General features: G+C 65.1%; 1 protein-coding gene. It reads left to right on the forward strand.

The genetic code is table 11. The features are described 5' to 3' along the window. Positions 1-264 (forward strand): cation efflux transmembrane domain-containing protein (locus tag SB724_RS20170; protein WP_410572626.1); only part of this gene is annotated, 264 nt, incomplete at its 5' end. Positions 265-272 lie beyond the last annotated feature (8 nt).

Genomic DNA, 272 nt, shown 5'->3' on the forward strand with positions numbered 1-272 from the left:
CTCGTAGTGATGCTGGGCTTGGCTTGGGGAAAGATCCGCACGGGCCGGGTCATGGGCAACCCGGTGCTGAGAGCGGAAGGCAAGATCACCCTGATCGATGCCTGCCTATCCGGCGCGGTCCTCATCGGGTTGGTCCTCAACGCATGGTTCGGGTGGTGGTGGGCGGACCCGCTGGCTGGGTTGGTCATCGTGTACTACGCCGTTCGCGAGGCTATGCACGCTTTGAAGCCCGAACCCGGGGCGCCCGGGGAAGCGACGGCATGAACTGGTGG

Origin of the sequence: Bacillus sp. SIMBA_031, assembly GCF_046535225.1 — a bacterium.
Classification (GTDB): domain Bacteria; phylum Bacillota; class Bacilli; order Bacillales; family Bacillaceae; genus Bacillus; species Bacillus velezensis.